General features: G+C 67.0%; 14 protein-coding genes and 1 pseudogene. 13 read left to right on the top strand and 2 right to left on the bottom strand.

The window, feature by feature from the left end; genetic code table 11:
- Positions 1-169 precede the first annotated feature (169 nt).
- Entirely contained in the window at positions 170-2107 is a 1938-nt protein-coding gene (locus tag HEP75_RS21360; protein WP_185824864.1) for a M61 family metallopeptidase, read from the bottom strand.
- 153 nt (positions 2108-2260) lie between these two features.
- On the opposite strand from HEP75_RS21360, the gene HEP75_RS21355 reads away from it, so the two are divergent.
- Positions 2261-2827 (top strand): maltose acetyltransferase domain-containing protein, encoded by a 567-nt coding sequence (locus HEP75_RS21355; protein ID WP_185824863.1) that lies wholly within the window; start codon positions 2261-2263, stop codon positions 2825-2827.
- A gap of 79 nt (positions 2828-2906) precedes the next feature.
- A complete protein-coding gene (locus HEP75_RS21350) occupies positions 2907-3353 on the top strand; it encodes a universal stress protein (RefSeq protein WP_185824862.1) in 447 nt (148 codons plus the stop codon).
- Between the two features lie 186 nt (positions 3354-3539).
- On the opposite strand, the pseudogene HEP75_RS21345 reads toward HEP75_RS21350, so the two are convergent.
- Positions 3540-4001 (bottom strand): annotated as a pseudogene (locus HEP75_RS21345) (AraC family transcriptional regulator); the annotation flags it as partial.
- Between the two features lie 421 nt (positions 4002-4422).
- Between HEP75_RS21345 and tssB the strand changes: the two are divergent.
- The 11 genes from tssB to HEP75_RS21295 all read left to right on the top strand — a co-directional run bounded on the left by tssB (position 4423) and on the right by HEP75_RS21295 (position 17128).
- Positions 4423-4929, top strand: a complete 507-nt coding sequence (gene tssB / locus HEP75_RS21340; protein WP_145704028.1) for a type VI secretion system contractile sheath small subunit — start codon at positions 4423-4425, stop codon at positions 4927-4929.
- 3 nt (positions 4930-4932) lie between these two features.
- Positions 4933-6426 (top strand): type VI secretion system contractile sheath large subunit, encoded by a 1494-nt coding sequence (gene tssC / locus HEP75_RS21335; RefSeq protein WP_185821500.1) that lies wholly within the window; start codon positions 4933-4935, stop codon positions 6424-6426.
- Between the two features lie 92 nt (positions 6427-6518).
- Entirely contained in the window at positions 6519-7022 is a 504-nt protein-coding gene (locus tag HEP75_RS21330) for a type VI secretion system tube protein Hcp (protein WP_185824861.1), read from the top strand.
- An 81-nt stretch (positions 7023-7103) separates the two neighbouring features.
- Entirely contained in the window at positions 7104-7895 is a 792-nt protein-coding gene (locus tag HEP75_RS21325; RefSeq protein ID WP_185824860.1) for a type VI secretion system accessory protein TagJ, read from the top strand.
- A gap of 14 nt (positions 7896-7909) precedes the next feature.
- Positions 7910-8413, top strand: coding sequence for a type VI secretion system baseplate subunit TssE (tssE, locus tag HEP75_RS21320; RefSeq protein WP_145703999.1), 504 nt, complete (start codon positions 7910-7912; stop codon positions 8411-8413).
- The gene (gene tssF / locus HEP75_RS22360; protein ID WP_255423933.1) at positions 8413-10308 is read left to right on the top strand and encodes a type VI secretion system baseplate subunit TssF; all 1896 of its coding nucleotides are present in this window, start codon (positions 8413-8415) and stop codon (positions 10306-10308) included. The genes tssE and tssF overlap by 1 nt, the downstream gene beginning before the upstream one ends.
- Entirely contained in the window at positions 10272-11315 is a 1044-nt protein-coding gene (gene tssG, locus HEP75_RS22355) for a type VI secretion system baseplate subunit TssG (protein ID WP_255424119.1), read from the top strand. Before tssF ends, tssG begins: the two co-directional genes overlap by 37 nt.
- A gap of 49 nt (positions 11316-11364) precedes the next feature.
- Positions 11365-14121, top strand: a complete 2757-nt coding sequence (gene tssH / locus HEP75_RS21310; RefSeq protein WP_185824859.1) for a type VI secretion system ATPase TssH — start codon at positions 11365-11367, stop codon at positions 14119-14121.
- A gap of 86 nt (positions 14122-14207) precedes the next feature.
- Positions 14208-15203 carry a LirA/MavJ family T4SS effector gene (locus HEP75_RS21305; RefSeq protein WP_185821496.1) on the top strand — a complete coding sequence of 332 codons (996 nt, stop codon included), beginning with the start codon at positions 14208-14210 and terminating at the stop codon, positions 15201-15203.
- Positions 15204-15250: 47 nt separating this feature from the next.
- Positions 15251-16030, top strand: coding sequence for a hypothetical protein (locus HEP75_RS21300; protein WP_185821495.1), 780 nt, complete (start codon positions 15251-15253; stop codon positions 16028-16030).
- 171 nt (positions 16031-16201) lie between these two features.
- Entirely contained in the window at positions 16202-17128 is a 927-nt protein-coding gene (locus HEP75_RS21295) for a hypothetical protein (RefSeq protein ID WP_185824858.1), read from the top strand.
- The last annotated feature ends 171 nt before the right edge of the window (positions 17129-17299 follow it).

Genomic DNA, 17299 nt, shown 5'->3' with positions numbered 1-17299 from the left:
CCGCTCACGTGGCCGCGGATCGGCATGCCGCGGCTGCGCCGGTGCCGCCGACGCTGGCGGCCTGCGACATGCATGGAGGCGCACCGGCGACGCCTCGTGGCGATTGCGCCGATACGGCCCGTCAGCGCCAGCAATCCGGCTGCCGGATAGGCTCCGGCAGCCGTCCTGGCTACCGCCGCGCGGCGATGACCTGGCTCAGGCTGTCCGGCGTGCCGTCCACCCGCACCAGGTGCGGGTACTGCAGGCCGTCGTGGTAGTTCACCTCCACGTTGTGCACGCCGCCCTGGAACTTCAGCGTCAGCACGATCGGCGCGGTGCCGCCCTTGGCCTCGGCGATGGCCTGCTTGAGTACCTCGCGCGTGTAGTCCTGGCCGTTGACCGCCAGCAGCGTGGCGCCGGTGCTGATGCCCGCCTTGAACGCGGGGCCGTCCCACACCACGTCGTTGATGCTGGCATCGTCGTTCATCACCAGGCCGATCGACCAGGCGAAGTTGTAGCGGTGGCGCGCCGACTGGTGGCGGCTGTCGTACTGCTTCTCGAACGCGCTCGGCTGGTCGGTATAGACCAGCTTCCAGCCGCTGGCCTGCAGCCCTTCCAGCAGCGGCGGGTTCACCGCATCCACGCGCGGTGCGAGGTAGCCGGCCCAGTCGAACGCGGCCACGCCATCGAGCGCGGCCACCACGTCGTCGAAGCCGTAGGTCCTGACCGTGTGGCTGCCATCGTCCACGCCGAAGAAGGCCTTGGCGAAATCGTCCAGCGACTTGCGGCCGTGGCTGAGCGCGCGCAGCTTGGCGTCCACCGCCAGCCACAGCATCTGCCCGCCGCTGTAGTAGTCCTCGCTCATCTGCCAGCTGCGGTAGGGCAGCGGCGCGCGATGCGCGGCGGTGGGATCGTTGGTGGTGTCCTCCAGCGAGCGCCACTGGAAGCCCTCGCGGTTGCGGTCGTAGTTGGCCGCGGTCATCGCCAGCGCATCGCGGAACTGTTCCGGCGTCCACATCCCGGCGCGCGCGGTAAGCACATAGCCCCAATACTGGGTCTGCCCCTCGTAGACCCACAGCAGCGAATCGCCCATCGGCACGTTGAAGGTGGGTGTCCAAAGATCGGCCGGACGCCGGAACTTGCCGTTCCACGAATGCGTGTACTCGTGCGCCAGCAGATCGCGGTCGGGCGCGTTGTCGGCCCAGGCGCTGAAGTAGTCCGCCTCCAACCCGTTCTCGCTGGACTGGTGGTGTTCCAGGCCGTTGCCGCCCAGCACGTCGGACAGCGAGAACAGGAAGTCGTAGTGATCGTAGTGGTGCGAGCCGAACAGCTTGAGCGCCTGCACGGCCAGGTTGCGGTGCGCCTGCAGTTGCGCGGGGGTGATCTCCAGCGACGCCGGCGTATCCGCAACGACGTCCAGATGCACCGGCGCACTGCCCGGCGGGGTGAGATCCACGCGCTTGAAATAGCGGCCGGCATAGATCGGCGAATCGACCAGGGTTTCGAAATCGACCGGCTTGAACGTGGTGGTGGCGCCGGACTGCGTGGCGGTCTCCAGCGCCGTGCCGAACTGCCAGCCTGCGGGCAGGGTCACGCTGGGCACCACGGTGATGCCATGCGTGTAGTGGCCGGCCGGATACAAGGCCAGCTTGTTCCATTCCAGCTGCAGCATCCTGTCGGTCATCTCGAAGTCGTCGTCGCGCGGCGACAGATACTGGAAACGGGCTTCGATCGCGGACACGCCCTGCGGCACTTCCACGTGGAAGCTGTAGACATCGAAGGTGTCGCGGCGCCACGCCAGCGGCGCGCCGTTGGCGGTGAGCGTCAGCCCGGCCAGCATCGCCACCGGCCCGCTCGGCGAATGGTCGCCGGGGATCCACTGCGGATACTGCAGCGTCAGCCGCCCGGCCGCGACCGGAATCGTCTCGCGCACCCGGTAGATGCCCTGGCGCACGTCGCCGGCATCCACCTGCAGCGCGATGCTGCCGGGATACGGCGTGTCCTGCGGCGGCGGCACGTCGGGCGTGCGCACGGTTTGCGCGCCGGCCATGCCCGCGAATGCCAGGGAAATGCCCAGGGCCAGCGCCAGGTGGGCGCGGCGGGGGACGAGACGGATGGCGGCGGGCATGGTGGGGCTCCGGGATCTGGATTGGGTGACGTCAAGCGCGCGACAGTAGCACCGGTGGGTACGCCTAGTGCGGCAGATGGATCGGTCCGTCGTGGCGGCGTGCGATGGTGGTCGGTGCGATGATGCGCGCTCCCCAATGCCTGGGAGGGCAGGATGCGTAGCGAGAAAGACAAGATGCTGGCCGGCGAGCCGTATCGCCCTGGCGATGCGCAGTTGCAGGCCGACCAGGCCGCGGCCAAGGCGTGGATGGTGCGCTACAACGCGGCGTTGGCCGAGCCGCCGGCGCGGCGGCGCGCGTTGCTGGCCGAGCGGTTGGGCGCGGTCGGGCGCGGGGCGGTGGTGCGGCCGCCGTTCCATTGCGACTATGGCTACAACGTCTTCCTCGGCGAGGACGTGTTTCTCAACTTCAATTGCGTGATCCTGGACGTGTGCAAGGTCAGCATCGGCGACGGCACGCAGATCGGGCCGGCGGTGCAGCTGTATGCGGCCGACCATCCGCGCGATGCGGCGCAGCGTGCGGCCGGGCTGGAGTTCGGCCGGCCGCTGACGATCGGCCGCAATGTGTGGATCGGCGGCGGGGCGATCGTGCTGCCCGGGGTGACGATCGGCGACGATGCGGTGATCGGCGCAGGCAGCGTGGTCACCCGCGACGTGCCTGCCGGTGCGCGCGTGGCCGGCAATCCGGCGCGCGCGCTGGTGTCGCGATCGTCCGGAAATTGATCCGGGTCAAGGCGCGGCGTCCGCGCCGGGTGTCCAATGCTGCCCATGCCGCTGCGAGCGGCGTTACCGGAGCACGCAGATGTACCAGCGCATTCTGATTGCGATCGATGGTTCCGAATTGTCCGCCAAGGGGCTGCAGCAGGGCCTGGCGCTGGCCGCCAGGCTCGGTGCGGAAGTGGATGTGGTCACTGTGTCCGAGCCCTGGGCGATGGGCATGTACGACGCGATGGGCTGGAGCGTGGGCTACGAGGCCACGCCCGAATACCGGCAGGACCGCGAAGAGGGCGCACAGAAGATCCTGGCGCCGGCGCTGGCCGCCGCCGAGGCCACCGGCGTGATCGCGCACGGCTGCCATGTGCTGGATCGCTATGCGGCCGAGGGCATCATCGATATCGCCATGGCGCACCGCTGCGATCTGATCGTGATGACCTCGCACGGCCGCCGCGGCATGAGCCGGGTGCTGCTCGGCAGCCAGACCGCCGAGGTGCTGGCGCGCAGCCAGGTGCCGGTGCTGGTGATTCGCTGAGATTGGATTGCTGCGCGATGCTTCCTGTAGGAGCGGCTTCAGCCGCGACAGGATCTTGCCGGGAACGGTCGCGCTGGGGAAGGCTTCTGTCGCGGCTGAAGCCGCTCCTACAGGGAGCGCTAGCTGCTATTGCGCCGTCGCCGGCTCCGTTGGCGCGTACACCGGCGCGTCGTCCACCATCGAGGTGCGGCACAGTTCGCGGATGATCCGCCACATCGGGATGTAGGGGCCGCGACGCTCTTCCCTGGGCTGGCACGGTGCCGCGCGGCACGCCTTGCGCCATTGCGCCGGCGACATGCCGAAGCGGGCCTGGAACGCGCGCTGGAACTGCCGTTCCGAGGCGAAGCCCATTTCGTACAACAACCAGGTCAGGCTGCACTGCGGGTGCAGCTGCAGGTAGCGGTGCGCGGTGCGCAGGCGCTGCTCGCGGATGTAGCTGGCCACGCCGCCGCGCGCCTGGAACAGACGGTACAAGGTGGCGCGCGACAGCGGGAACGCGGCCAGCAGCATGTCGCCGCCCAGGTCCGGTTCGCCGATGTTCTCCTCGATGTAGGCCAGCAGGTCGATCAACAGCGGTTCGCCGGCGTCGGCGAGGTGCGCGCGCGCTTGCATGCGCGCCGGTACGGTGATGCGACGGATCGTGGTCATCTGCGGCGGTCGCGGCCCACCCCTGGGCCTGTCATCGGTACAACCGGAAGAAGCAGGGCGAAACCATCACCGTCGTCACACTTTGTGCACGAGCGTAGACGCGGCCTTCGCTGAGACGAAATGTCGGGTGGTCTTCCGGGGCCGTTCCTAGACTCGCCGCATCGCTGAAAAGCGCCGTGCAGAAGGATGCGCCGAGGGGATCGGCGCGACGCATGGCATGCGATGCCCGGTGTGCGGCGATCTGCCCGCGCGCCGACGGCGCAAGGGGAACGTGGAGGCGGAACGGCGGCGAGCGCGCGATGGGGGAGCGCCGCCGGCGTTTCGCGTCGGCGGCCCGGGGATCAACCGGCGGCAGGTGCGCGGCCGGCCTGCACGGCATTGCCGGCGGGCCGGGTCGAAAAGCTCAATCGGAGACAAGGCAATGGCAAACAGTCAGAAGTTCATCGCGCGCAATCGGGCGCCACGCGTACAGATCGAGTACGACGTGGAAGTCTACGGCGCGCAAAAGAAGGTGCAGATTCCGTTCGTGATGGGAGTGATGTCGGACCTGTCCGGCGCCAATGCCGGCGAGCTGCCGTCGCTGGAAGAACGCAAGGCGCTGGAGATCGACGTGGACAACTTCGACAGCCGCCTGCAGTCGATGCGCCCGCGCGCCACCTTCAAGGTGCCCAACACGCTCACCGGCGAAGGCGAGCTGGCGGTGGACATCACCTTCGAAAGCATGGACGACTTCTCGCCGGCGGCGGTGGCGCGCAAGGTCGAGCCGCTGGCCAAGCTGCTGGAGGCGCGCACCCAGCTCGCCAACCTGGACACCTACATGGACGGCAAGGCCGGCGCCGAGAACCTGATCGCGCAGGCGCTGCGCGATCCGGCCCTGCTGCAGTCGCTGGTCTCGGCGGCCAAGCCCGCCGATCCGAAGGAGGGCTGAGCCATGGCGAGCGAACAACTGGCCGAAGCCGGCAGCGGCACCCAGGTTCTGGAAGCGGGCGATTTCGCCGCGCTGCTGAACCGCGAATTCAAGCCCAAGAGCGAACGCGCCAAGGAAGAAGTGGAGTCGGCGGTGCGCACCCTGGCCGAACAGGTGCTCAGCCGCAGCGACGTGGTCAGCGAGGACGTGTCGCAGACGATCAAGGCCTACATCGCCGAGATCGACCGCAAGCTCAGCGAGCAGCTCAACCACATCCTGCACCACGCCGACATGCAGCAGCTGGAAGGCGCCTGGCGCGGCCTGCACTACCTGGTCAGCAACACCGAGAGCGACCAACAACTGAAGATCCGCGTGCTCAACATCTCCAAGAAGGAGTTGGGCAAGGTGCTCAAGCGCTACAAGGGCACCGCCTGGGACCAGAGCCCGATCTTCAAGAAGGTCTACGAGCAGGAATACGGCCAGCTCGGCGGCGAGCCGTACGGCTGCCTGGTCGGCGACTACTACTTCGACAACAGCCCGCCGGACGTGGAGCTGCTCAACGGCATCGCCCAGGTTGCCGCCGCCGCGCATGCGCCGTTCATTTCCGCGGCCGCACCCAAGCTGATGGGCATGGACAACTGGAACGAGCTGTCCAATCCGCGCGACCTGGCCAAGATCTTCTCCACGCCGGACTACGCCGCATGGCGTTCGCTGCGCGAGTCGGAGGATTCCAAGTACATCGGCCTGGCGATGCCGCGCACGCTGTCGCGGCTGCCGTACGGGGCCACCACCAATCCGGTGGAGGAATTCGATTTCGAGGAAGAGACCACCGGCGCCGATTCGGCCAAGTACACCTGGCAGAACGCGGCCTATGCGATGGCAGTGAACATCAACCGTTCGTTCAAGCAGTACGGCTGGTGTTCGCGGATCCGCGGCATCGAGTCCGGCGGCGCGGTCGAAGGCCTGCCCACGCACACCTTCCCCACCGACGACGGCGGCGTGGACATGAAGTGCCCGACCGAGGTGGCGATCACCGACCGCCGCTCGGCCGAACTGGACAAGATGGGGCTGATGCCGCTGGTGCATCGCAAGAACTCGGACATGGCCGCGTTCATCAGCGCGCAGTCGCTGAACAAGCCCGACGAGTACGACGATCCGGACGCCACCGCCAACGCCGCACTGGGCGCGCGCCTGCCGTACATGTTCGCCTGCTGCCGCTTCGCGCATTACCTGAAGTGCATCGTGCGCGACAAGATCGGTTCGTTCAGCGATCGCGAGCAGATGCAGGCGTGGCTGACCCGCTGGATCACCCAGTACATCGATGGGGATCCGTCCAACTCCAGCGAAGACACCAAGGCGCGCAAGCCGCTGGCCGCGGCCGAGGTGGTGGTGGAGGAAGTGGAAGGCGCGCCCGGCTACTACACCTCCAAGTTCTTCCTGAAACCGCACTACCAGCTGGAAGGGCTGACCGTGTCGCTGCGACTGGTGTCGCGGCTGCCGTCGGCGGCCAAGGCCTGACCCGGCGCCACCGTGCCACGGCTCCGGCGCGCAGGCGATGCGCGCTGGGCGCCGATCCATCGTTGTCCGTTTTTCACTAGAGGAGCAGTTCCATGGCGTTCGACATGCATATCAAGTTCGGCAGCGGCAAGGTCAAGATCGAAGGCGCGTCCAACCACAAGAAGCACAAGGGCGAGGTGCCGATCCTGGCCTGGTCGTGGGGCGCGAGCAATTCCGGCGACCTGCACACCGGTGGCGGTTCGGCCAGCGGCGGCAAGGCGCACATCCAGGACATCTCCATCACCAAGTACGTCGACGGCTGCTCCAACGCGTTGCTCGATGCGGTGTGCACCGGCGCGCGCGTGGAGACGGCGTGGCTGTACGTGACCAACGCCACCGGCGAACAGAGCGACTTCCTGACCATCGAGTTGAGCGAAGGCGTGCTGATCACCTCGCTGTCCACCGGCGGCTCGGGCGGCGAGGATCGCCTGACCGAGAACGTGACCCTGCACTTCGGCAAGTTCAAGTACAGCTTCCAGCCGCAGGACGACAAGGGCACGGCGCAGGGCGGGGCGAAGGAATTCACCTACGACATCCAGGGCGTGGCCAAGGCCTGACCGCGGCGGCGGCTGCGGCCGCCTCGCATCCCGGCGCCGTCGTTGCGACGGCGCCGCACATTCCCTTCGTGCGGACAGGCCATGGACACCACTCCCGAACTGCTGCTGCGTCACGGGCGTCCGGATGAAGCGCTGAAACTGCTGACCCAACGCGTGCGCCAGCATCCGGCCGACGCGCGCCAGCGCGTGTTCCTGTTCCAGCTATTGGCGGTGCTCGGCCAATGGGACCGCGCCCGCGACCAGCTCACCGCCTGTCGCGAACTCGATGCCGACAACGCCGCGCTCGCCGCCACCTATGCGATCACCGTGCAGGCCGAGCGCCAGCGCGCTGCGGTGTTCGCCGGGCAAGCCTTGCCGACCGTGCTCGGCGCGCCCGAACCGTGGTTGGCGCTGCTGTTGCAGGCGCTGCGGCTGTCGGCCGAAGGCGCCACTGCGCAGGCCGCCGAACTGCGTGCGCAGGCATTCGAGCAGGCCCCGACCAGCGCCGGCGAGCTCGACGACACGCGCTTCGCCTGGATCGCCGACGCCGATCCGCGCTTCGGCCCGTGCCTGGAACTCGTAGTCAACGGCGGCTACGCCTGGGTGCCGTTCACGCAGATACAGGCCTTGCGGTTCGAAGCGCCGGCCGACCTGCGCGACATGCTGTGGGCGCCGGTCGCGGTGACCTGGCGCAACGGCGGCGAGGCGTTCGGTTTCGTGCCGGTGCGCTACCCCGGCACCGAGCGCAGCGACGACGGCCAACTGCTGCTGGCGCGTCGTACCGACTGGAGTGGCAGCGACGGCGACGTCGGCCTGGGCCAACGCCTGTGGGCCACTGATGCCGGCGAGCACGCGCTGCTGGACGTGCGCCAGATCCTGTTCGATCCGACCTGAGCTGAGCCGCTGCGATGGCCGAACTCACCACCCAGGAACGCCTGCAGCCTTCGCTGCTGGACCGGCTCAGCGACGATGAGCCGCTGCGCCAGGAGGAGAGCCGCGACAAGCGGGTGATCTCCGCCGCGCGCCTGCGCGAGTGCGTGATGCGCGACCTGTCGTGGCTGCTGAACTGCGTCAACCTGGCTACCGACCAACCGCTGGACGCGTATCCGGAGGTGCGTCGTTCGGTGCTGAATTTCGGCATCCCCGACCTGGCCGGCGTGGCCATGTCCGGCATCGACGCGGCGGCGCTGCAGCTGCGCCTGCGCGAGGCGATCCTGGCGTTCGAGCCGCGGCTGATCGCCGACACCCTGCGCGTCACCGTGCAGGCCGACGCGCGGCGCATGGACCGGCGTTCGCTGGTGTTCTTCATCGAATCGGAGATGTGGGCGCAGCCGCTGCCGCTGAACCTGTACCTGAAGACCGAGCTGGACTTGGAGACCGGGCGCCTGGACGTCAGCGAGGGCTACGCCTGATGGACCCGCGCCTGCTCGGCTACTACAACCGCGAACTGCAGCACGTGCGCGAGATGGGCGGCGAGTTCGCGCGCGAGTTTCCGAAGATCGCCGGACGCCTGGGCCTGGAAGGCTTCGAATGCGCCGATCCGTACGTGGAGCGCTTGCTGGAAGGCTTCGCGTTCATGGCCGCACGCGTGCAGCTCAAGCTCGACGCGCAGTATCCGGTGTTCACCCAGCACCTGTTGCAGATGGTCTACCCGCACTACCTGACGCCCATGCCATCGATGGCGGTGGTGCAGCTGCAGCCGGAGCTGAAGGAAAGCGCGCTGGCCGCGGGCTACACCGTGCCGCGCCACACCGCGCTGCGCAGCCTGGTCGCCGGCGGCGAGCGCACCGCCTGCGAATACCGCACCGCGCACGCGCTCACGCTGTGGCCGCTGGCGCTGCGCGAAGCCAAGTACCTGGACACGCCGGCGGCGATCGCCGCGGCCGGCATCGGCCTGCCACCGGCGCAGGCCGCGGCCAAACCGGTGCGCGCCGCATTGCGCCTGCGTTTCGAAACGCTGGCCGGGGTGCAGGCGAACATGCTGGCGCTGGATGCGCTGCCGCTGTTCCTGGCCGGTGCCGACGAGCTGCCCACGCGCCTGTACGAACAACTGCTCGGCCACGCCGCTGGCTTCGTGGTGCGCGGCCAGGATGCGGCCGGCGCGGCGGTGGAGTTGCAGCGCGACCGCAGCGAACTGCGCGCGCGCGGCTTCGCCGACGACGAGGCGCTGGTTCCGTACGACGGCCGCGCGTTCAGCGGCTACCGCCTGCTGCAGGAATACTTCGCCTGCCCGCAGCGCTTCCTGTTCGCCGAACTGGGCGGGCTGCGCGCGGCGCTGCACCGGCTGCATGGCACCGGTTTCGAGATCGTGGTGCTGCTGGAGCGCAGCGTGCCCAGCCTGGCGCAGGCGGTGAGCGCGGACAACTTCCGCCTGTTCTGCACGCCGGCGATCAACCTGTTCCCGCGCCGTGCCGACCGCCTGCACCTGGCGCCGGGCAAGACCGAATACCACGTGCTCGCCGACCGCACCCGGCCGATGGATTTCGAGATCCACAGCCTGGGCGAGGTCGAAGGCTTCGGCGACCGCCAGGAACCGGAGCAGCGCTTCCTGCCGTTCTACGGTGGCGACGCGCACACCTGGCACGCGCGCCACGGCGCGTTCTACACCATGCGCCGCGAACCGCGCCTGCTGTCGGCGCGGCAGCGGCGCCAGGGCGCGCGCTCCAGCTATGTCGGCAGCGAGGTCTACGTGAGCCTGGTCGATGCCGACGACGGCGCCTACGCCACCTCCTTGCGCCAGCTCGGCCTGCAGCTGCTGTGCAGCAACCGCGACCTGCCGCTGCACATGCCGGTGGGCAAGGGCGCGACCGATTTCACCATGGACGCCGGCGCGCCGGTGCACAGCGTGCGCTGCGTGGCCGGGCCGACCAAGCCGCGTCCGGCGCTGAGCGATGGCGAGACCGCGTGGCGCCTGCTCAGCCATCTGCAGTTGAACTACCTGTCGCTGTTCGAGGACGGCCAGGACGGCACCGCCGCGCTGCGCGAGATGCTCACGTTGTACTGCGATCCGTTCGACGCCGCGGCGCTGCGCCAGATCGAAGGCATCAAGCAGGTGCGCGCGCAGCCGATCGTGCGCCGCATTCCCGCGCCGGGGCCGATCAGCTTCGGCCGTGGCCTGGAAATCACCCTCACCTGCGAGGACAGCGCGTTCGAAGGCAGCGGCGCGTTCCTGCTCGGCGCGGTGCTGCAGCATTTCTTCGCCCGCTACGTGTCGGTCAATTCCTTCACCGAGACCGTGCTGCGCACCAGCGAGCGCAACGAGATCGCACGCTGGCCGGCGCAGCTCGGCAAACGGCAGCTGCTGTGAGCGCCACCGATCTGGCCGCCCTGGAGCAGGCGCTGCGTGAGCGGCCGCACGACTTCGAGTTCTTCGCCGCGCTGCGCGCGCTGGAACGCGCGCATCCGCAGCAGCCGCGGCTGGGCCGTTCCACGCGCCCGTCCGACGACCCGGTGCGGCTGCGGCATACGCCGTCGCTGGCCTTCGCGCCGCGTTCGATCGACCGCTACGTGGCCGCCGCCGGCACCCAGCCGGGCAAGCTGTACGGGCTGTTCCTGGGCCTGTTCGGGCCGAACGCACCGCTGCCGCTGCACCTGACCGAATACGCGATCGAGCGCCAGGCGCAGGCCAAGGATCCGACCCTGGCCGCGTTCGCCGATCTGTTCCATCACCGCATGCTGAGCCTGTTCTACCGCGCCTGGGCCGATGCGCAACCGACCGTGCATGCCGACCGCCCGCACGAGGACCGCTTCCGCGGCTACCTGGATGCGCTGGCCGGCATCGCCTCGCCGCATCTGCGCGGGCGCGACGCGCTGCCCGACGATGCGCGCCGCCACTTCGCCGGGCGCCTGCTGCCGGTGGCGCGCAATGCCGAAGGCTTGCGCGGCCTGCTCGAACAGCTGTTCGCGGTGCCGGTGCAGGTGCTCGAGTTCGTCGCCGAATGGATGCGCCTGCCCGACGATGCGCGGTTGCGGCTGGGCGCTTCGCCCGAGGTCGCCACGCTCGGCCACAGCACCGTACTAGGCGCGCATGCGCGCGGTGCGCAGCAGCGGTTCCGGCTACGCCTGGGGCCGCTGTCGCGCAGCGCCTTCCAGCGCTTCCTGCCCGGCGGCGAGGCCTTGCGCCAGCTGGCCGCGGCGGTCCGCAGCTACGTCGGCGACGAAAAAGGCTGGGATCTGCAGCTGCTGCTGCAGTCCGACGAGGTGCCGGCGACCACGCTGGCGCGCGGCGGGCGCCTGGGCCTGGACACCTGGCTCGGCCAGCGCAGCTGGGACATCGCCGACGCCGACGACGTGGTGCTGCGGCCGTCCGGCTGAGCACGTCTTTTCTCTTTCTCTTTCCGCATTCGCACAAGGAATCACCGCCATGGCCGAAATCAGTCGCAGCGCCCTGTTCGGCAAGCTCAACAAGCTCGCCTATCGCGGCATCGAAAGCGCCACCGTGTTCTGCAAGTTGCGCGGCAACCCGTACGTGGAACTGGTGCACTGGCTGCACCAGATCCTGCAACTGCAGGACTCGGATCTGCACCGCATCGTCAAGCGCTTCGAGCTCAACCCGTCGAACCTGGCGCGCGACGTGACCGAGGCGCTGGACCGGCTGCCGCGCGGCGCCAGCGGCGTCACCGATCTGTCCGGCACGGTCGAGGAAGCGGTCGAGCGCGGCTGGGTGTATGCCTCGCTCAGCTTCGGCGAGGCGCAGGTGCGCACCGGCTACCTGATCGTCGGCGTGCTCAGCGTGCGTACGCTACGCAATGCGCTGCTCGGCATCTCCAAGGAATTCGAGAAGATCAAGCCGGAAGCGCTGAGCGAGCGCTTCGCCGAGATCGTCGCCGGCTCGCCGGAAGACGGACTGCTGCCCAGCGACGGCTTCCAGCTCGGCCAGGCCGGCGCGCCGGGCGAGGCCAGCGGCGCGATCGCCCCGGCCGCGCTGGGCAAGCAGGAAGCGCTGAAGAAATTCACCACCGACCTGACCGCGCAGGCGCGCGACGGCAAGCTCGACCCGATCATCGGCCGCGACGACGAGATCCGCCAGGTGGTGGATATCCTGATGCGGCGCCGGCAGAACAACCCGATCCTGGTCGGCGAGGCCGGCGTCGGCAAGACCGCGGTGGTCGAGGGCCTGGCCCAGCGCATCGCCCGCGGCGACGTGCCGCCGGCGCTGAAGGAGGTCGAGCTGCGCGCGCTCGACGTGGGCCTGCTGCAGGCCGGCGCCAGCATGAAGGGCGAATTCGAGCAGCGCCTGCGTGCGGTGATCGACGAAGTGCAGGCCAGCGCCAGGCCGATCATCCTGTTCGTCGACGAGACCCACACCCTGGTCGGCGCCGGCGGCGCGGCCGGCACCGGCGATGCGGCCAACCTGCTCAAGCCGGCGCTGGCGCGCGGCACCCTGCGCACGGTCGGCGCCACCACCTGGGCCGAATACAAGAAATACATCGAGAAGGACCCGGCGCTGACCCGCCGCTTCCAGGCGGTGCAGGTGGACGAGCCGGACGAGGTCAAGGCGGTGCTGATGATGCGCGGTGTGGCCAGCACCATGGAGCAGCACCATAAGGTGCAGATCCTGGACGAGGCGCTGGAGGCGGCGGTCAAGCTCAGCCATCGCTACATTCCGGCGCGGCAGCTGCCGGACAAGTCGGTGAGCCTGCTCGACACCGCCTGCGCGCGCGTGGCGGTGAGCCTGCACGCCACCCCGGCCGACGTGGACGATAGCCGCCGCCGCATCGAATCGCTGCAGACCGAACGCGGCATCATCGAACGCGAACGCGCGATCGGCATCGTCGTCGACGAGCGCGACGTCGCCTGTCGCGCGCTGCTGGATGCCGAACAGGCGCGCCTGGCCGCGCTGGAACAGCGCTGGGGCGAGGAGAAGGCGCTGGTCGACGAACTGCTGGCGCTGCGCGCGCAGCTACGCGCCGGCATCGCCCCGATCGAAGGCACCGGCAGCCCGCTGGAAGCGGCGGCACAGACGCTGGCGCAGCAGGAGCCGGCGCAGCAGATGCAGGACATGCCGGCACCCGGCGCCACCGGCAACGAACGCGACGCGCTGCTGGCGCGCTTGCGCCAGGTGCAGGCGGAGCTGAGCGCGCTGCAGGGCGAGAACCCGCTGATCCTGCCGACCGTGGACTACCAGGCCGTGGCCGCGGTGGTCGCCGACTGGACCGGCATCCCGGTCGGGCGCATGGCGCGCAACGAGATCGACACCGTGCTGCGCCTGCCCGAACTGCTGGCCAAGCGTGTGATCGGCCAGGACCACGCCATGGAGATGATCGCCAAGCGCATCCAGACCACCCGCGCCGGCCTGGACAACCCGCACAAGCCGATCGGCGTGTTCATGCTCGCCGGCACCTCCGGCGTCGGCAAGACCGAGACCGCGCTGGCGCTGGCCGAAGCGCTGTACGGCGGCGAGCAGAACCTGATCACCATCAACATGAGCGAGTACCAGGAAGCGCATACCGTGTCCTCGCTGAAGGGCGCGCCTCCCGGCTACGTCGGCTACGGCGAAGGCGGCGTGCTGACCGAGGCGGTGCGGCGCAAGCCGTATTCGGTAGTGCTGTTGGACGAAGTGGAGAAGGCGCACCCGGACGTGCACGAACTGTTCTTTCAGGTGTTCGACAAGGGCGTGATGGAAGACGGCGAAGGCCGCCGCATCGACTTCCGCAACACCTTGATCATCCTCACCACCAATGCCGGCACCGAGCTGATCGCCAGCCTGTGCAAGGACCCGGAATTGATGCCGGACCCGGACGGCATGGCCAAGGCCCTGCGCGAGCCGCTGCTGAAGATCTTCCCGCCGGCGCTGCTCGGCCGCCTGGTCACCATCCCGTACTACCCGCTGAGCGACGCCATGCTCGGGCAGATCGTCAAGCTGCAGTTGAACCGGATCAAAAAGCGCGTGGAGGCCCGCTACAAGATCCCGTTCGACTACGACGAAGACGTGGTCAAGCTGGTGGTCGGCCGCTGCACCGAGAGCGAATCGGGCGGCCGCATGATCGATGCGATCTTGACCAATTCGATGCTGCCGGAGATTTCGCGCGAGTTCCTCGGTCGGATGATCGAAGGCCAGCCAGTCACCGGCGTGAAGCTGGGCACGACGGGCGGCGATTTTTCCTATCGCTTCGCCTGAAGTCGGATCAATCGAAGTGCGAGCAATTCAGTGCGGTCGAGCGCGGCATTGCGCCGTAGCGGATAGTGTCATTACGGGGAAAGAGCATGGCAAACACAGTATTCGCCGATGCGGTCACGGCTGAGCGTAGCTTGCGGGACAATGGATTCAAGCCTCACGACCACACCGGTCTGGACGAGACGCTCATCGATGGCGATCTTAAGCTTGCGGCGCAGATCGCTGCGTTTCTCTGCAATAAGTCTCAATTCGAAGCGCAGCTTAGAATAGTTTCGGAAGCGATGTGGAAGCGTTACGTAACACTCGATGTCAACGAGCGAAACAAGTTCACCCGTGTCATCGCCTTGGTCGCGGAACCATACGGATTCCGAGTGTCCACTCGGCTCGCGCCGGATCATGCGCGCGGTGCCGCAATGCAGCTCAAGCTGATCGCTGGTGACCCGGAGCTTGGCTACATGTTGCGCAACAAGCTGTTCTGGAAGGATTCGATGCACAATCGGCATGGCGAATATACGCATGCCTTGCAATGGCTGAGCATCGCCAGCAAGTTCGGCCGTCCGGCAGCGAGGCTCTATGCGCAACTGGGAAATTACCGCGCCAACGCGGCCGAGCGCAAGACCGTGTTCCTCTGGCAATGGCTGGCGGACTGCTTCCCTTCGGACATGCATGCGGATGCTGCAGGTACCGTGTTGAAGAATGGCGAGACACTGGAATCCCAGAGCTATCGCTCGCCACAAGTGATCACGGATTACTTGGTGCGCGGGCTGAAAGGACCGCTCAAGAATCACTTTGTCTCCAGCTTCCTGTGCATGCGCTACGACAAGCGCGGCTGGATTTCGGCAGCGACGAAAGATAAGGAAGGCAACAAGCTCCCGATGAGGAAGCTGCAAGGCGATTCGAAGGGCAGCGCGGAAGCCAAGAAAGCCGACGGGCAGTGGTCCAATAGCACGCGCCCCGGTGAAACCGGTAAAGCCCGTTGGGTGCGCGACGTAGCGCACGATGCCGCCGCGGTGGTGGCGAGTTCACACAAAACCTATGCGAAATCGTTCCATGGCTTGGACGGAAACCTGTACGAAGGAGGCTGACGTCAAACCATCCTGTGGTTCGGTCGATCAATGTTTTTGGAGGATTTATGGGCTATGTGGCCGTGAGCATCAAGGACTCGATGGTCTATTATTCGCATTATTCGAAAGCCGGGCAGGTCAGCCAGTATGGGCACGTTTCCACCAACCACGATCTGAACACATTGGTCGTGAGCAACGCGATTGTATTCCAGGTTTTCGCAACCAATTCCATTCAGCTTAGCGCCGACAATTTCGTGCGCTTCAAGAATGGCGGAAAGCGGCTCCCCAGTGGCGCTGCGGTTCCCAAGGGCGTAGGCAAGAAAGCGAAGCCGCGGAGCAGGTTGGACAGAAGAAACGACTTGGTCCGCGAGGGCGATGTCGGGCCTTACAGTACAGGTGTCGGATCGCTGAAGCACAACGTGGCAAGCGCGACATTGGAGCGGGACCATATCAGTTCCGACGGCGCGCTTAAGTATCGTGCGAACGTGCTAAATACGGGGCCGCTTTCCGGAATGGGATACAGCGACGGCCAGATAAAGGCGCGAGGCATTGCCATCGCCATCGAGCACGACATCCATACCATGGGCTACAGCTACGGTTCGAAGCAAAAAAGAACCGATACGCCCAATGGCACTACCCGAATGCATTACGTGGCGCAGTTTCCGGAGCGTGGGCTTTATCTGGAAATCGAGGAGGAACTGGCCGCTTACTACGGAGCTGGTTCGCTTTCCTTTGAGTTGGTGGGGAGCTATCGCTATCTGTATCGCCTGAACGTGAAGAATGGTCACGTCACGGCTACCGATGAACTGGATGCGCTGATCGAGGCCTATCTGGCGGTTGCAGCATAGGCGCGTCTGCCATGCGTCTGCGCGACGCGGTGGCGATAAGTCGATTGAAAATTGGATTGTTTAACGAAGCGCTGTCCGGTCGCGTCCAGGCATTCGACGGCCGGTCTGTCGCCGATTTCACTGCATGGGCATGCCGGTCGAAGCGAACGGATGAAATCGAGGAGAAGGGTTGTGCCAAAAATCTACTTTTGGAATGCGGAACATCTCTCAACGAATGCGGAACTGCTTTCCCAGGAAAGGGAGGCGGAAGCCGAACGCGCTCAACTCGACACGATGCGGCAGCTTGAAAACCACGCGGCGAAAGGGGCCGTCGTAACCCCGCCAATTACGCGCTCGATGCGTCGGGTCGCAGGTAGGGAGGTAGTGAAGGCCGGGTCCTATCATCCCTACGCGCGGACCATCTACAGCGAAGACCGCAGGGTGCAGCGCCAAGTTGAGACCGAGTTGAGCCAGCTTCTTAAAGTCAACAGACTCGAATACAAGGCCGGCGTCAGCCTGCGCAAAGTCCAGACGCAACGCTGGCTCGAAAGCCAGCCGTTTCCGGTGTTCTATTGCGAGGTTCAGCAGGGCTTTCCAGGCAACACCTCTTCGTTACGCAACGCAGTCGCTCCTGGGGCCAAGATATTGTGCTATTGGACCAACATTCTCGGCGCGCTCGCCGAACCGCTGGCCTTTCCGGCGGTCGGTGCCGGCGTGCCTGGGCCGCCGGGCGGCCCGCATCTCGCCGGCGGCAATAGGCGCATTCCCAGGTGGGTGGTCCACGGCGGCATCAACCTGTTCTTCTGGCATGCGCCGTCTGGCAACAACGGCCAGGTCGTCGCTGCCATGTGGAACTTCATCAAAGCCAATCACGTCGGCAACAGCATCCTGTTCGGTGATCTCAACGCCGAACCCGGCCAGCTATTGGCTCAGGGGGTACCGGCCGGCGAAATCTGCGCGCCCGTCGGTCCGACGAGAATCAGCGGGCGTAAGCTCGACTACGCTTTGTCGAACTTCCAGCCGGTGCTGGTCTTTCGTGCCTTCGATCAGGCTGCGCCGCATGCCGAGATCAAGCGTCGTTTTGGTTCCGATCACGCAGCGATGTGCCTGCGCTGGTAGGAGCGTCCGGTACGGCGCATGAGCCCGGCAAGCGAAATCATGCAGGGTCTGTGGCGAATCCGGCACGAAGCGGCGGGCGGATCCGGCGCGTGCCGCTTGATCCATCCAACCGGCAGGCGACGGAATGCGAGTCGCGTCACTTTTATGCGTGATACTTGCGTGGCCCTCACT

It is taken from the genome of Xanthomonas sp. SI (genome assembly GCF_014236855.1).
In the GTDB taxonomy this organism is placed as follows: domain Bacteria; phylum Pseudomonadota; class Gammaproteobacteria; order Xanthomonadales; family Xanthomonadaceae; genus Xanthomonas_A.
The sequence above is the reverse complement of the archived record's forward strand: the minus strand, read 5'-3'. Positions and strand labels throughout refer to the sequence as shown.

Excerpts from the sequence above, each read along its gene's own strand:
- tssE (WP_145703999.1), top strand. The coding sequence starts at position 7,910 with ATGGCCGAACTCACCACCCAGGAACGCCTGCAGCCTTCGCTGCTGGAC.
- tssF (WP_255423933.1), top strand. The coding sequence starts at position 8,413 with ATGGACCCGCGCCTGCTCGGCTACTACAACCGCGAACTGCAGCACGTG.
- HEP75_RS21350 (WP_185824862.1), top strand. The coding sequence starts at position 2,907 with ATGTACCAGCGCATTCTGATTGCGATCGATGGTTCCGAATTGTCCGCC.
- tssC (WP_185821500.1), top strand. The coding sequence starts at position 4,933 with ATGGCGAGCGAACAACTGGCCGAAGCCGGCAGCGGCACCCAGGTTCTG.
- HEP75_RS21325 (WP_185824860.1), top strand. The coding sequence starts at position 7,104 with ATGGACACCACTCCCGAACTGCTGCTGCGTCACGGGCGTCCGGATGAA.
- HEP75_RS21330 (WP_185824861.1), top strand. The coding sequence starts at position 6,519 with ATGGCGTTCGACATGCATATCAAGTTCGGCAGCGGCAAGGTCAAGATC.
- tssB (WP_145704028.1), top strand. The coding sequence starts at position 4,423 with ATGGCAAACAGTCAGAAGTTCATCGCGCGCAATCGGGCGCCACGCGTA.
- HEP75_RS21360 (WP_185824864.1), bottom strand. The coding sequence starts at position 2,107 with ATGCCCGCCGCCATCCGTCTCGTCCCCCGCCGCGCCCACCTGGCGCTG.
- HEP75_RS21355 (WP_185824863.1), top strand. The coding sequence starts at position 2,261 with ATGCGTAGCGAGAAAGACAAGATGCTGGCCGGCGAGCCGTATCGCCCT.
- HEP75_RS21305 (WP_185821496.1), top strand. The coding sequence starts at position 14,208 with ATGGCAAACACAGTATTCGCCGATGCGGTCACGGCTGAGCGTAGCTTG.
- tssH (WP_185824859.1), top strand. The coding sequence starts at position 11,365 with ATGGCCGAAATCAGTCGCAGCGCCCTGTTCGGCAAGCTCAACAAGCTC.
- HEP75_RS21300 (WP_185821495.1), top strand. The coding sequence starts at position 15,251 with ATGGGCTATGTGGCCGTGAGCATCAAGGACTCGATGGTCTATTATTCG.